Source organism: Capnocytophaga ochracea DSM 7271, from assembly GCF_000023285.1.
In the GTDB taxonomy this organism is placed as follows: Bacteria; Bacteroidota; Bacteroidia; order Flavobacteriales; family Flavobacteriaceae; genus Capnocytophaga; species Capnocytophaga ochracea.
On record NC_013162.1, the window covers coordinates 1,076,782 to 1,091,326 of the forward strand.

General features: G+C 43.6%; 10 protein-coding genes. All 10 read right to left on the reverse strand.

Going from position 1 to position 14,545, the window contains the following annotated elements:
• Positions 1–269: 269 nt before the first annotated feature.
• Positions 270–2,456, reverse strand: a complete 2,187-nt coding sequence (locus COCH_RS04660) for a glycoside hydrolase family 97 protein (protein ID WP_015782153.1) — start codon at positions 2,454–2,456, stop codon at positions 270–272.
• Positions 2,457–2,597: 141 nt separating this feature from the next.
• Complete coding sequence (locus COCH_RS04665) at positions 2,598–4,337, reverse strand: endo-dextranase (RefSeq protein WP_015782154.1); 1,740 nt, start codon at positions 4,335–4,337, stop codon at positions 2,598–2,600.
• Between the two features lie 148 nt (positions 4,338–4,485).
• On the reverse strand, positions 4,486–5,925 hold the full coding sequence (locus COCH_RS04670) for a SusF/SusE family outer membrane protein (RefSeq protein WP_015782155.1): 1,440 nt from the start codon (positions 5,923–5,925) through the stop codon (positions 4,486–4,488).
• Positions 5,926–6,060: 135 nt separating this feature from the next.
• The gene (locus COCH_RS04675; protein WP_015782156.1) at positions 6,061–7,545 is read right to left on the reverse strand and encodes a RagB/SusD family nutrient uptake outer membrane protein; all 1,485 of its coding nucleotides are present in this window, start codon (positions 7,543–7,545) and stop codon (positions 6,061–6,063) included.
• Positions 7,546–7,681: 136 nt separating this feature from the next.
• The gene (locus COCH_RS04680; protein ID WP_015782157.1) at positions 7,682–10,720 is read right to left on the reverse strand and encodes a SusC/RagA family TonB-linked outer membrane protein; all 3,039 of its coding nucleotides are present in this window, start codon (positions 10,718–10,720) and stop codon (positions 7,682–7,684) included.
• Positions 10,721–11,211: 491 nt separating this feature from the next.
• Positions 11,212–11,739, reverse strand: coding sequence for a Crp/Fnr family transcriptional regulator (locus COCH_RS04685; RefSeq protein WP_015782158.1), 528 nt, complete (start codon positions 11,737–11,739; stop codon positions 11,212–11,214).
• Positions 11,736–12,410, reverse strand: a complete 675-nt coding sequence (locus tag COCH_RS04690; protein ID WP_015782159.1) for an L-2-amino-thiazoline-4-carboxylic acid hydrolase — start codon at positions 12,408–12,410, stop codon at positions 11,736–11,738. The genes COCH_RS04685 and COCH_RS04690 overlap by 4 nt, the downstream gene beginning before the upstream one ends.
• 75 nt (positions 12,411–12,485) lie before the next feature.
• A complete protein-coding gene (locus COCH_RS04695) occupies positions 12,486–13,046 on the reverse strand; it encodes a Crp/Fnr family transcriptional regulator (protein ID WP_041546694.1) in 561 nt (186 codons plus the stop codon).
• Between the two features lie 205 nt (positions 13,047–13,251).
• Positions 13,252–14,151: a DUF3078 domain-containing protein gene (locus tag COCH_RS04700; protein ID WP_015782161.1), complete on the reverse strand. Its 900-nt coding sequence runs from the start codon at positions 14,149–14,151 to the stop codon at positions 13,252–13,254.
• Positions 14,152–14,171: 20 nt separating this feature from the next.
• Positions 14,172–14,495: an iron-sulfur cluster assembly protein gene (locus tag COCH_RS04705; protein ID WP_002674499.1), complete on the reverse strand. Its 324-nt coding sequence runs from the start codon at positions 14,493–14,495 to the stop codon at positions 14,172–14,174.
• Between the last annotated feature and the right edge of the window lie 50 nt (positions 14,496–14,545).

Here is a 14,545-nt window from a genome sequence, read left to right on the forward strand (position 1 = left end):
ATTTTCAGAGGCAAAAGTAAGAAAAATTAGCAAATTAGCAAATTTGTTTTGGTGGTTACAAAAAATAAAGAGATTGTCCGAAAAGTTTCAAAATGGCATTTGCGTCGTTACACTTTGCCAAAGTTTTTGCCTATGTGGCTTACACCTTTGGCAAAGTTGATTATGATAATCAATTGCTTTTAGTTACATTGTAGGGGCGATTTGTAAATCGCCTTCACAAAACAAAACTTTTCGGACAGATTTCTATTTCACTATTATTACTGTAATTGCTATCGTTTTTTTAATCCTTTGGCTTGTGCCTTATCAGTGAGGGGGAACAAGCTAATGGCATAACCCCCGCCTGCTACTGAGTGCAGGGTGAGTTTGCTCTTGTTGGTTACCAATATTTTCTGAATGGTATAGGCTTGTGGATTGGTTTTGTAGTTGGCATCTTTGGCATCAGCGTAGATAGTGGCTACATAAGTAGTTTTGGGTTCTAAGAAACTGAAATGAATCTTGGAGGTAAAATCCTTGCTGGCAGTATTGCCTATAAACCAATTGCGAGTGCCTTTGGCTTTGCGTGCCACAGTGATATAAGCCCCTGGTTCGGCTTCTAAATAGTGACTTTCGCTCCAATCGAGAGCAACCTCTTTGATAAACTGAAAAGCATCGGGAAAACGGCGGTAGTTCTCAGGAAGGTCGGATGCCATTTGCAGCGGACTGCTCATCGTTACGTACAATGCCAATTGGTTCGCTAAAGTAGCATTGCAGTGTGAATGATTGTTGGGGTTGTTCTTGCTGATGTCCATTTCAAACACCCCAGGGGTATAGTCCATTGGTCCGCCAATGAGTCGGGTGAAGGGCAACACACACACGTGATTAGGCTTGCTGCCGCCAAAGGCTTGGTACTCACCTCCGCGTGCCGACTCGTTGCCTATGAGGTTAGGATAGGTGCGACACAAACCCGTAGGGCGCACTGCCTCGTGCGCATTCACCATAATGCGGTAGTCGGCGGCTTTTTTAATAGCATAAAGGTAGTGATTATTCACCCACTGACTGTAATGGTTTTCGCCTCGCGGAATGATATTGCCCACATAACCGCTTTTTACGGCAGGGTATTCGTATTGGTTCATCAGCTGATAGGCTTTGTCCATAAAACGCTCGTAGTTGCGGATAGACGAGGAGGTTTCGTGGTGCATAATCATCTTAATTCCCTTGCTTTTGGCGTATTGGTGAATAGCTTCAATATCAAAATCGGGGTAAGGTGTTTGGAAGTCGAATACCAAATCTTTAGAGTGTCCAAACCAATCTTCCCACCCGATGTTCCAACCTTCTACCAGTACGCCATCAAAACCGTTTTCGGCAGCAAAGTCAATATATTTCTTCACATTTTCGGTAGTAGCCCCGTGCTTGCCGTGGGGTTTGAGGGTAGTGTAATCGGTTTTACCGATATGCACACTGGGTACATCGTAAGTATACGACCATTCTTTCATACCGGTAATCATTTCCCACCATACCCCTACGTACTTCATCGGGTGAATCCACGAAGTATCAGCCAAAGCACAAGGTTCGTTGAGGTTGAGGGTGATATCCGAAGCCAAAATGTCGCGGGCATCATCGCTTACAATTACCGTACGCCAAGGCGTTTGGGCAGGGGTTTGCATATAACCTTTGGCGCCGTTGGCATCGGGGGTAATCCACGATTGGAACACGAAGGTCTTATCGTTGAGGTTGAGGTGCATCGCCCCGTAGTTTACTAAAGCAGCTTCGTGCAGGTTGATGTAGAGCCCATCGTCAGTTTTGAGCATTAAAGCAGTTTGTACACCTGTATCCGAAAATCCTGTTTGTGCTAAATTCGCCTGACGCCTTTTTTGGTTGATAGCGCGTATTTCGGAGAGGCGCGATTGCTGGTAGTCGTACTCTTGGGTATCATAATCCCCTGGTATCCACCACGCTTGGTGATCACCCGTCATTGCAAACTCGGTGCGTTCTTCTTTTATCACAAAGTAAGGCATTTGTTTTTGTTCGGGGAACTCATAGCGGAAGCCCAATCCGTCGTCAAACAATCTAAAACGCAGGTTCATTTCTCGGTGCGTGTCCTTCTGTTTGAGGCTCACCAATAGCTCGTTGTAGTGGTTGCGAATGTTTTGGCTTTCGCCCCATACGGGTTGCCAAGTTTCATCAACGGTTGTATTTTGGGTATTTACCACTTCAAAATTATGGTAGAGAGAGGTGTTTACCCCCTCTTTTTTGGTGATTTCAGCGCCAAATTTCACTTCATTGGAGCTAAATAGTTCAATACCTAATCTACTCGGTTTAACTACTTCTTTTCCCTTGTAAAAAAGCGAATAGACAGGAGTACCTTCCGCGCTGAGCGAAAAAGAGAGTTTCAGCGCTTTGTTAGGCGAAAATAACTCCTGCGCTACAGCAGTAGCACAGGAGAGGATAGTTATTGTTATGAAAGTAAGAAATCTCATATTAAAATCCTCACCCCCGTTCCCCCTCTCCGAAAGAGAGGGAGGCAAGATGCAGAAAGGGTGTTTTTATTAAAATTCATTTTGTTAGTTAAAGTGCTGTCCTACAAGCCCCTCCCCTTGGGGGAGAGATTGGGGAGGGGATTAATACTCTATCACCACCATATCCCAATAGCTGAGGGAGGGGAGGGTGAAGGTAATTTGGTTGTTGTTATAGGTAAATTCTACGGCACGAGGAGCACCGCCAAAGAGGTCGGGGCTGGCGAACCACACTTTTTTGGGTTGTGCGGTTACAGTAACAGTAGTTTTAAGGTCGGTTACTGTGGTAGGTTTCTTTTGAGTACCGTTAGTATCACGCCAGTCCATAGAGGTTACCCCGTTGAAATTGATAAGATGCACCACTTCTTTGCTATTTACCTTTTTGCTCACACAAGCAATTTGGTCTTTGGCTGCAGGCCAAGCCGCTATGGTTGCATTTTCGGCAGTTACCTGCGCTGAGGTATAACTACCGCCGTCACGCAATAGGTTTTGGTAAGCCACCAAGAAATCGTAGTAGGTAATGAGCGCTTTTTTGAGGTCGGCTTTCATTTGGAGGTTTTTGTTAGGGAAATATTCATTGGCGAGGTAGTGTTCGCCTATCTCTAAATGAGCCCCTCCGAAGGCAAAAATCACAGCATTGGCGAGCAATACGCCAGGTTCGTTTACAAAACCTGCATTCTTAGATTTTTCATAATCCATATAGGCAGCCAAAACGGTTTTAAGTTGGTTGTTGCTACGATTGTAGTTATCGAGGATAATGCGAGCTAACTGGTCGTAGGTTTTTTCGTCCCATACTTCAGTATATAGAAAATCCACTTTATTAGTGCCTGCTATTTCAGTTTGACCGTATTGCCCTACCGCGTTCATCACAAGGCGTTTGTTAGGGTGTGCTGTTTTCATTGCATTGATAAATGAAGCGTATTGAGGCAAGAGGTCTATGCTATTGCCATTGTAATTGTACACCGTGCCACGTCCCCCGAGTTGGTCGATGTGATAGCCATCGAAATCAAAAACGGCATAGACATCGCTGTTGCGCCCTGCTAAGTAGTTTTGCCAGTGCGCATTACCAGGGTTGGTGAGGTAGATACTACTGCGGGCAAAGTCGCCTAAGATATGAGCGTCTTTCTCTTTATGCTGATTGTCTTTGTAGAGGAACCACTCTTTGGCAACGCCATCAGCTTCGGCATTTTTGAGCGCCCCAAAAGCTAAATTGTAGAACATTGCTTTCATACCCTTGCTATGAGCAGCGCTGATATAGCCACCTACAGTAGAAAGAAAAGTGGGACGTTTGAAGAGGTCTGGCCACTCATTAGCAGGGTTTTGAGGGGTGCCAGCCAGCGGTTTGTGATGGTCGTACATCCAGTCGTAGAACTGAATGCCGTTGATATGACACCGGTTCATAAAGTCAATATTCTTCTCGATAGGCTCGTTTTTACCGTAAGAGGACAAGAAGCCATAACGAGGAAATTTTGTCCAATCGGAAGATACATCCACAGCGATACTGCCGTAAGTATTTTGTTTACCGCCTGCTTCTTGGTATATTTCCACCAAATAACCTCGATAGTCATCGGCAGGGGTTACCCATTGCCAAGAGGCGCTGGTAAGAGGTTCTTCTTTAATGATTTCGCCTAAGTGAGAGTAACGCACTTTGTAGGAACCAGAGGGCATACTCGCCAAGGTGAAACGCACCGTGCTACCAGGGGTATAGACCGCCTTATCGGTGCTGATATCTATTTTCAAATAAGTTTCGCCGAATGTAATAGGGTTGTTGCTAGGCGTATCGTTCTTCTCGCAAGAGAAGAGGCTGAGCGTAGTGGCGAAGAATAGAGTATATAAAACTTTCATTTTAATTGATTTTATCCTCTCCCCCTCCGTTCTCCCCCTCCCCGAAAGGGAGGGGGAGGGAATCCGCAAAAGGGATTAAATTCTACTCCCGAATTGCTGACAATCTTCCGAAAGGGAGGAAAGAGGGTTGTTTAACACGTATAAAGAATTACTGTTTTTTAATAATCACCCTTTGGGTGAGTTGGTTGAGGGTGATTTTGTAGGTGCCTGCCTCGCTGATTTTCCACTTGTTATCAGGGTTAGAGCCGTGGGCGCTGAAAATCATCGGTTCTTCTACACCGGCGGGTGCTTTATCAGCTTTAGCAGCTAAGAACCAGTCGCCACCCCAATCGCTTTTCTTGTCGCAAGAGAATTTGAGTTCGCCCGCTTTCAAGTCGCCTTCCCACGTAAAGACATTAGGATTGCTGTTATCAACAGTCATTGCGATAGGATTGTTGATATCCCAACCCGCATCGGTGGCACTACCAATCATATACATTCCTGCATAAGGAGTGAAAGGCACAATGTCAATCTTCATCGTACGGGTGTTGAGGGAAATCTTGTAAGTACCCGCTGCAATTTTCCATTTGTAATCGGGGTCGCCTGACCATTTCTTCACAGGGAGGTCGCTACCTTCAGCCGTATTATTTTCTTTCGGACGGAAAAATACTGCTAACCAATCGCCTTCTTTAGTACCTATTTTGAACTCACCTCCGTTGCCTAAATCGGCATTGTAGTGGAACACAAATGGGTCGGTAGGGTCTACGGTCATTTTCTTGAAGCTCCACCCGGTAGGTTCACCTACGAACCACAACTCGGTATATTCAGGCGCTTCACCTTTGGTGATGCTTATGGTGAGATTGATGAGGTTTACTTTTACGGTATAGACACCACTTTCGGCAATTGTAAATTTCTCATCACTATTGTCGGCATCGGTTTTGCGGAAGTGCAACTCACTATTATTGCTGCCTTTGCCATACGATGGTATAAACTGACCTTTGGTAGTGATGAACTTGAGTTCGCCAGCAGCCAATCGTCCTGACCACGCAAAGGCTTTAGGAGTACCCTCAACAGGTTTCATCTCTTCGGCTTGATCGGCACTCCAACCGTGAGGGGCTGCGCTACCAATGATATACAACGTATTGCTGATAGGGGTATGCGTTTTGAACACTACCGTCTTCACGTTGGTATGTTGTTTCATTCCCTCGCCAGAGGCTACTTGGGCAATGATACGTACTTCCATCGTAACTTCGGTGTCTGCCGCAACCTTGAAAGTATTGAGCAAGAGGTTGTTGAGTTCCTCGTTTTTATACACTCTCTCATAGGCTTCACGACCTACATTCTCGCTGATACCTCTCGCAAAGTTATTGCCTTGCACATCCATTTGGAAAGTATAGGTGATAGCGGCATTAGTGCCGTAATTAGAAGCTGCCGTCCAAGTGAACTTGATCGCTTCTTGTTCGGGGTTGGCAGCGTCTAAGGCTACATTTTCTTTAGGAGCTTTCAATTCAAAGGGTTTTCCCTCTTTGAAGAGCTCCATATAGTCCTCTTTTTTGCATCCCGTAAGGAGCAGTAAGAGGAAGGCGATGTATAAATGGTATGGTTTCATATTAGTTTGTTCCTCACCCCCTCCGTTCTCTCCCTCTCCGAAGGCGAGGGGGAGGGAAGCTGCAAAAGCGACAAGGGTAAAATTGTTTTTATTTGTTAATTAAGTAATTTGTTTTAATTGCCTGTGCGGCTCGCACTACCAACCAGGGTTTTGGGTAAGGTTGGGGTTGGCATCGATGTCTTTTTGAGGGACAGGCAAGAGCAGGTGTTTCTCGCGGGCGTTGGTTTTGCCTATAGAGTGTAAGAAATTGAGTGCATACTGACCGTTGTCCCAGCGAATCATATCAAACCAACGATGCCCTTCAAAAGCGAGTTCTATACGGCGTTCGTGGCGTATTTTCTCACGCATTTGCGCTTGGGTGAGGTTCTCTATATCGGCACGACGAGTAAGACCCGCACGAGTGCGCACTTTGTACAAAGGCACTTCAGCTTCCGTAGTGCGACCCAATTCGTTGAGAGCTTCAGCTTTCATTAAGAGTACATCGGCAAAGCGGAGTGCTACAAAGTTGGCAGGGTTGGTATTGAAATCGGGCGACTGACTTAGAGGCACTAAAAACTTGCGCACATTGTAGCCCGTGTTAGACATTGAAGCGCGGTACGCATTCCCCTCAAAATTAGGACAACCCTCATAGAGAATCGTCTTATCCTTGCGGAGGTCGCCAGCCTCATATTGGTCTACAAACTCTTGTGTAGGCTGATTCCACCCATAAGCACCGCCTACCCAACCACTGTTGCGAGGACCCATAAAGGTACTGAGCCAAGAGGCTTGGTTTTCTTCGCCCCAAAAATCATCTTTGGTAAGTCCGTAATACTGAATTTCAAAGATAGACTCGGCAGTGTTTTTGTTGCGTTCGGCAGCGCCAAAGCAATCGGAATAATCAGGATTGAGGGTATAACCGAGGTTTTCGACAGCGTTGCACATTTCAAGAGCTTCGCTATATCTGCCCAAAGTGAGGTATACTTTGGCGAGCATACCCGCAGCAGCACCTTTGGTGGCGCGACCTTTATCGGCATTGCTATATTGCTCGCGTGTAGGCAATAGGTTGAAAGCCTCTCTGAGGTCGAGGATAATCACCTCGTTGTATATCTTCATTTTGCTTTGGCGGAAAGGCGTTTTGTTAGTCAAACTCTCTTTAGGGTCGAGCTGAAGAGGTACATCGCCAAAGAGTTGCACCAAAAGGAAATAGTAGTGCGCGCGGAGGAATTTGGCTTCACCGATACAGCGGTTTTTGATATCCTCAGGAATATTGGCAGAAGGCAAAGCTTTTAGAGCCGTATTGCAATAGAGAATACCAGGGTTACAACCGCGCCATATTTCGAGCGCCAAAGGGTTATCGGCAGTTGCGTTGAAGTTGGAAAGAGTGATAGTCTCGAGTCCGTCGTTACCACCTCCAGCGCCTACGATGCTGTTACCTGCTACGATGTCGAGCGTCCAGAGGCGCATATTGTAGAGGTTAGAGCGTTGCAAAGGTTTATAAGCCGAATTGGTAAGGGCAATTGCCGATGCCGCATCGCTTATGTTTTCAGCACTTGAATCTTCGTAAGGGGTCTTGTCTAAGAATTTAGAGCAAGCCGTGAAGAGCGGAAATGCTAATAGGGTGATGTATAATATCTTTTTCATAGTATTGATTCCTCTCCCCCGTTCCCCCTCTCCCAAGGAGAGGGGGAAAGCCACAAAGGCTGTATAGGGGTAATTTTTTTGGTTTATAATTGTGTTATATTTTATTACCTGACACCTGATACCTGACACCTAAAACCTAAAACTGCACGTTTAATCCAAAGCTAACTGTGCGAGTTACAGGATAAGTACCGCTATCAACGCCACCAGTACCTACTTCGGGATCCATACCGCTGTATTTGGTGAAAGTATAGAGGTTTTGGCAAGACAGATATATGCGCAACATATCGGTGTGGAATTTTTGAGTAACCTCTTTAGGAAGTGTATACCCCAAGGTTACATTTTTGATGCGCAAATACGAACCATCTTCTACAAAGCGGGTTGAGTGACGGGCATTTTGGTTAGGGTCGCCATAGATAGCACGCGGAATGCTGTTGCTAGTACCTTCGCCTGTCCAGCGATCTTTTACCTTAGCAATTTGGTTTTGTGGCACCGACATACCCTCTTGCCATATACGATTGGCATTGTAGATATCATTGCCTGCTACACCTTGTAAAAATATTTGTAAATCAATATTCTTGTAGTTGAAATTGTTGTTCATAGAGAACGTCCATTCAGGGAACGGATTACCGATATAGGTACGGTCTTCAGCATTGATAACCCCATCGTTGTTGAGGTCTCGGAACTTCACATCACCAGGGGCAGTACCATTTTCCACTTGAGTAGCATAGTTGTCTACCTCTGTTTGGTTTTGGAAAAGTCCGTTCATTACATAGCCATAGAAGGAGTTCACAGGGTGACCCTCGGAGAGGATTTGCAATTTGGTGAGGAACGCCTCAAAACCAGTAAACAAAGGCACACCGTCGTTCATTTTCACGATTTTATTACGGTTGAACGATACATTTACATCAGTATTCCATTGGAAGTCCTTTTTATTCACATTCACTGATGATACAGTAAGCTCTACTCCTTTGTTTTCCACTTTACCAGCATTGATACTCGGCACATTGATATCCGAATAACCAGAACTTACCGATACTGCCATTGGCACTAACATATCGCTGGTGTTTTTGATATAAGCATCGAAAGTGAGGTTCAAGCGGTTTTTGAGTAGCGCGAGGTCAATACCCCCGTTGAATTGCTCTACGGTTTCCCATTTCACATTAGGGTTAGGCATCACGTGAGGATAAAGGGTAGAAACGAGGTTGTTGTTGAACACATATTGCCCTGTGCGCAATTTGGTGAAATAAGCATAGTTGTCGATACCGCCTTGGTTACCCGTCATACCGTAACCCACGCGCAATTTCACATCGTTTACATAGTCGTTTTTAGGGAAGAAAGACTCATTTGATGGACGCCACGCCAAAGAGAAAGAAGGGAAAGTACCCCAACGATTTTCTTTGGAGAAACGCGAAGAACCATCGCGACGCACTGTAGCAGTGAGCAAGTACTTATCAGCATACGTATAGTTGAGTCGCCCGATGAAAGAGAGGATAGCCCAATCGTTCATTGTGCCGCCTACCGTAGGGTTTTCTAATCCCTTGCTGAGTTGGTTTTGCTGGTCGCTCAAGAAATTGCTCACACTCGCATTGATTTTGCTATACACGTTGTTTTGCGCACTCGTACCCACCATCACATTGAGGAAGTGCTTTTGAGCAAAGGTATTGGTGTAGGTGAGTGTGTTATCCCAGAGGAGGGTAGTACTCTTGTTAGCATCTTGGTAGAGGTTAGAGAGCGGATTGGGTATAGGTTTCCAGTTGTATTTAGGGGAGAAACTACGATTGTCCCAATATTTAAAATCAAGACCTCCAGTAGTTTTGAATACTAAATGTTTCACAGGGGTAATCTCGGCAAAAATATTCCCCAAAATGTTATAGCCTTTGGTAGTGTTTTGTCCGTTGATAAGAGCGGTACCGACCACGTTGCGGATATCGCTGTACTGATGGGCAGGCGAATCAGGACCTGAGTAGCTACCGTCTTCATTGTAAATAGGCTGTGTAGGCAAAGAAGCCATTGCCATACGGATGTTGTAGTCGCCCGATTTCTTTTCGTCGTGGCTGAGAGTGAGGTTGTTGCCAAACTTAATCCACGGTTTTACGCGCGATTCACCATTGAACTGCACTGTATAACGGCGGTAAGAAGTGTTGAGGATAATCCCATCTTGGTCGAACACCCCAGCTGATACGTAATAATTGCTTTTGTCGTTACCGCCTGAATAAGAAAGCGAATAATTACGCATAAAAGCAGGACGGAAAAGCGCTTTGAGCCAGTTGGTGCCTTCCCCCCAGTCTTCAGGATTGGCGAAATCAGGACGTTGTGTAAGCGGACTCACCCCAGGGGTGCGGTTGTAGTTGGCAATCATTTCGTTGTGAAAAGAAGCAAACTCACGGGCATTGAGCATCACGGGTAAGTTGGTAGCTTGTTGAAGAGCTACATTGGTGCTAAACGACAGTTTGCCGTCGCCATTTTTTCCTTTTTTGGTAGTGATGAGCACCACCCCATTGGCACCGCGAGAACCGTAAATCGCTGTTGCCGAAGCATCTTTTAGCACATCGATATTTTCTATATCATCTACGTTGAGCGCGTTGATACCGAGGTCGGTAGGTACACCATCGATAACCAGTAGCGGTTCGCTATTGTTAATCGTGCTAATACCGCGAATGCGAAATGACACGTTGTCGCCAGGTTTTCCCGCCGAGGTTACTTGCACCCCAGCAGCACGCCCTTGAAGCGCTTCCCCTGCGTTGGCAATAGGTTTCTCCTTGAGGGCTTTGTTAGACACCGAAGAGACAGCCCCCGTAAGGTCTTTCTTGCGGACGGTACCATAGCCTACCACCACCACTTCGTCTAACTGCTCTTGTTCTTCTTTGAGCACGATAGTGAGTTGGTTTTGGTTGCCTACCGCTACATTTTGGGTGTGATACCCTATAAATGAGACCGATAGCGTGGCTTTAGCAGGTACATCTATCGTGAAATTCCCATCGAAATCGGTAGTAGTACCCTTAGTAGTGCCTTTCACCACCACCGATGCCCCCAGTACGGGCTGGTGTTTTTCATCGATTACCTTTCCGCTAATCTTTTTGTTTTGGGCAGAAAGGGCGGTAGAAAGCAAGCTAAAAAGTAGTAGCAAGGCGAGCTTGCCAATACTGTTTAATAAAGTTCTTTGTTTTCCTTTCATCTTAGTTAAAAGTTAAGAGGTAAGAGGTAAGAGTTTGTGCCTGACACCTGAGACCTGATACCTAATTCTGCCGCAAAGATAAAACGTTAAAGATATACTAAAAACATTGGATAGTGAAAATATAGATAAGTAAAAATGTAGCTGTTTGATAAACAACAAAATAAAAAGAAAGTGGTAACGAAAAATATAGAAAGAATGTAAAAGTAATTAACAAAGAACATTTGACAAAGGATAATTTGTTATGTGTGTGTGGCACATTAAAATAACAATTCTATGAAAAAACTTATTTTTTCAGCGCTCCTTGCCACAACTTTATTCATTTTACTAGGCAAAAAAGGGTGGCAAATATTATAACGTAACCAATCCTCAAAACTAAGTAGACTTGTCGTTTGTCTTTTCAGATAATAACACCAAGTTCTCCTACAGCACACAAAGCCAAAATAGCTTAGTAATGCTATACTTTACTAAAATAAAATAACGATAATCAACCATTAAAATATTCTTTTCCTAATTCTGCTCAGCGCTTGGGGAGTGATGCCAATATAAGAAGCAATATATTTCAGCGGAATATTTTGGATAAGTTTAGGGTCTTTTTCCAATAGATTGCAGTAAATCTCCTCCGGTGATTGCAATAAGAATTGCGCCTCTCGTTGCATTTTCTCAATCAGCAGATGCTCCAAAATATCAGCTTTTATTTGTAAGTATTCTTGCTGTTCTATGAGGTGTTCCAGGTGTTCACGCCCTATTTTATAGGCAGTAACCTCTTTGAGCGCTTGAATAGAGAAGAGAGAAGGTTCACGCTTTACAAACGAGGCATACGACATAAAAAACTGCTCAGCAAAAAGAATATCCACCGTCGTTTCCTTGTCGGTTGTGGGGTTGTAGTAGAAAAAGCGCACGATACCCTCGCTGAGGTAATAGAGCGAGTGCTCCACGTCGCCTGCACGGGTGATGAGGGCATCTTTATCAAAATGTACTTCAGTAAAATACTGACTGAGGAAATCGAGGTTTAGGGTCATTGTATATCTTCTGTTTTTTCTTCTTTTATAAACCACATTTGGCAGGTATTGCCCGTAGCAAAAGTAGTGGGTCGTGCAAAATGTAAGTTGTGTAGCTCTGTTTTAATGCCTTTTATCCAACCGCAGTCTACTTGGCATATAATTCTTTGCAAAAAAGTATGCTCAAGGGCTTTTAGTACTTCGTGAAACAAACACTTTTTAATTTGCAATACATAACCATAATCATCATCTATAAGACGCTCAAAGCCAAAACTCTTGCCAAAATAATACGCTTCTCGTGCTTTCGATATCTCCACTATCGCCTTAAAAGGGTGCTCCGAAGCTGTTAAGAAAGCCTCTGTGTTTTGCTCCATAAAAGGAGCTATCGGCTCATTGATAGCAAGACACACATATTTGAAAGCCTCTTTTCCGTCCTTGCCTATCTTCACAAAAGCTTCATACAAAGCTACTACCAAAACCGCAAACTGCACATTCCCTTCGTCCAACTCATTCTTGATAAGATGAGATGCTTTTTGTAATGAGTGCTTAAAATAATCTTCAAAAGCGTTTAAAAAGTCTTCAAACAACGCTTCATCTATCCATTGTTGGGCTTTTATATAAGCAAAAGCCTCTTTCTTTATCCACTGATAGCTATCCAGCGGACTGAAACTGTATTGTTCTTCTTGGTTCATTTTACATTTGTTTTATAAATGCAAAATTACGCACAGTAATACACAAAAAAGTTGCTATTTGGCAACTTCTTCTCTTTACTTGTAAGATTTTAGTCTGCTGATAGAATATTTAGTCATTCCGAGCATTGTGGCAAGGTCTTTTTGTTTCACTTTTTGTATAAAGGCAGGAAAGCTGAACAAAGCTTCATATCGCTCTTTAGCCGATTGTCTTTGGAAAAGCTCAATAGTTTCCATCAGTCGTAATATTGTTTGTTGCTCATTTTGTATGAAGAACTGTTGCCACTCATAGCTATCTTGTAAAAGTGAAAGCATTTGTTGTTTGTGTATTTTCAGTACCTCAGTCTCTTCAATAGCTGTAATAGCATAACGAGAAGGTAAGCAATTTATATAACTATTTTGCTCTGTAAAAAAGTAATCTTCAAAAGCTATCCAGCTCGTGTATTCCTCTCCTTCATCGTAAAAGAATATCCTAAGAGCTCCTTTGTTTACAAAGTAATAATGCTCACACACTTGTCCGAAGTCCAACAACAAGGCATCTTTAGCAACGCTCTCTTTTTGGAAAGCCTCTCTAAGCATCTGTTCCTGTATTTTTAGCTCAGGAACGGTTTTTTGTATGTATGCAATAAGTTTTTCCAAATCTTCTCTAATTCAGCAATAGTGTATAAGGCAAAGGTACTACTATTTTTCTAAATACCAATCTTAGCTCTTACAAATGCTTCCTCTGAACAATCCACAACCACCCAACAATAAAACAAAAAAGGACTACCATTAAGGTAGTCCCTTCTCTATTTTTTACTAATTGCTAACGTGCTACAATTGTGTGTGCGACTCGCATCTCACACTAAAACTTGTAGTTTACTCCTAAGCCCAATACTTCACGAATTTGGAAGGCTTTAGCAGCGTCGTCGTAGATAGCTTGGAAAGTAAAGTTAGCTGATAAGTACTTGTTGATAGTCATCACAATGTTTGCAGTATAATCCAAGTCTACGTTTTGTGGTTTGTCGAGATAGTTGCTGTACAAGCTGAGGATATTCTCGAAAGACACATTGTCCATTACAGTAAACTTAGCATAACCGTTCAAGTAGAAACCGAGTTCATAACGAATGTTCTTTCCTTGTTCAACACCGTAGAAAGGACCTGTTTCTGTCCAACGGCTTTTAGCAGTCGTGATTTTAGAAGTTGCAGGAGCCAAGTTCACTTTTAGGTTATCGCTCTTCTTCCACAACATACCAGGACCAAATTGTAAGTATCCAGGTGAAAGCATTTGGTTTATGAGCGTACGACCTGTGCTCTCATATTTGTAACCATCGGTCATTTGTGTTTTGAAGTTCAAGAAGAATGAATAGTACCACTGAGGGTTGTTCAATTGGTAACCGAGTACTGAGTTCACCTCAAAACGGTCAGTAGTTTTTCTTGAATAGTCATCACCTTCAAGTTTAGTAATCCCGTAATCAACAAATACGTTGTTATCCCACGCCCATTTGTCTTTCTTGTAGTTAAAAGCATAGCTCACCGCAAGGCTTGCTGCTACGTTGTTAGTTCCCCCTCCTGTCCAATCGTGGTTGAAGGCGGCTTGCGAGAACATCAGTGAAGCGTTACCTCCCTTTGTCCATCGAGGAGCAGGAGCTTCCTCTGTTGGAGCTGCCGTAGGGTCTTGTGCTACACCGTCATTCGTTTGGTCTTCCTGAGCAAATACAGCTACTGAAGACAATAGTAAAGTTGAAAATAAAAGTCTTTTCATAAGTGATTTATTTATAATTTTTACAAAAATCCTAATTCAAGTTTCGCCACCTCACTCATCATATCCTGATTCCACGGCGGGTCAAAAGTGAGTTCTACAATCGTTTCGTGCACTTCGTCAATACTTTGTACCTTTTCCTTCACCTCCATTGGGAGAGACTCTGCCACGGGGCAGTTAGGCGAAGTGAGAGTCATTAATATTTTTACATCGAAGTCTTCGTTCACAAACACGTCATAAACAAGCCCCAATTCGTAAATATCTACGGGTATTTCAGGGTCGTATATCGTTTTGAGCACCTCAACGATTTTCTCGCCCAATTGCTCTATCTTTCTTTCTTCAGTCATTTAATTTTTCTTTTTAAAGAGATAAGTCTAACGCCTCAGAAATCTAATAA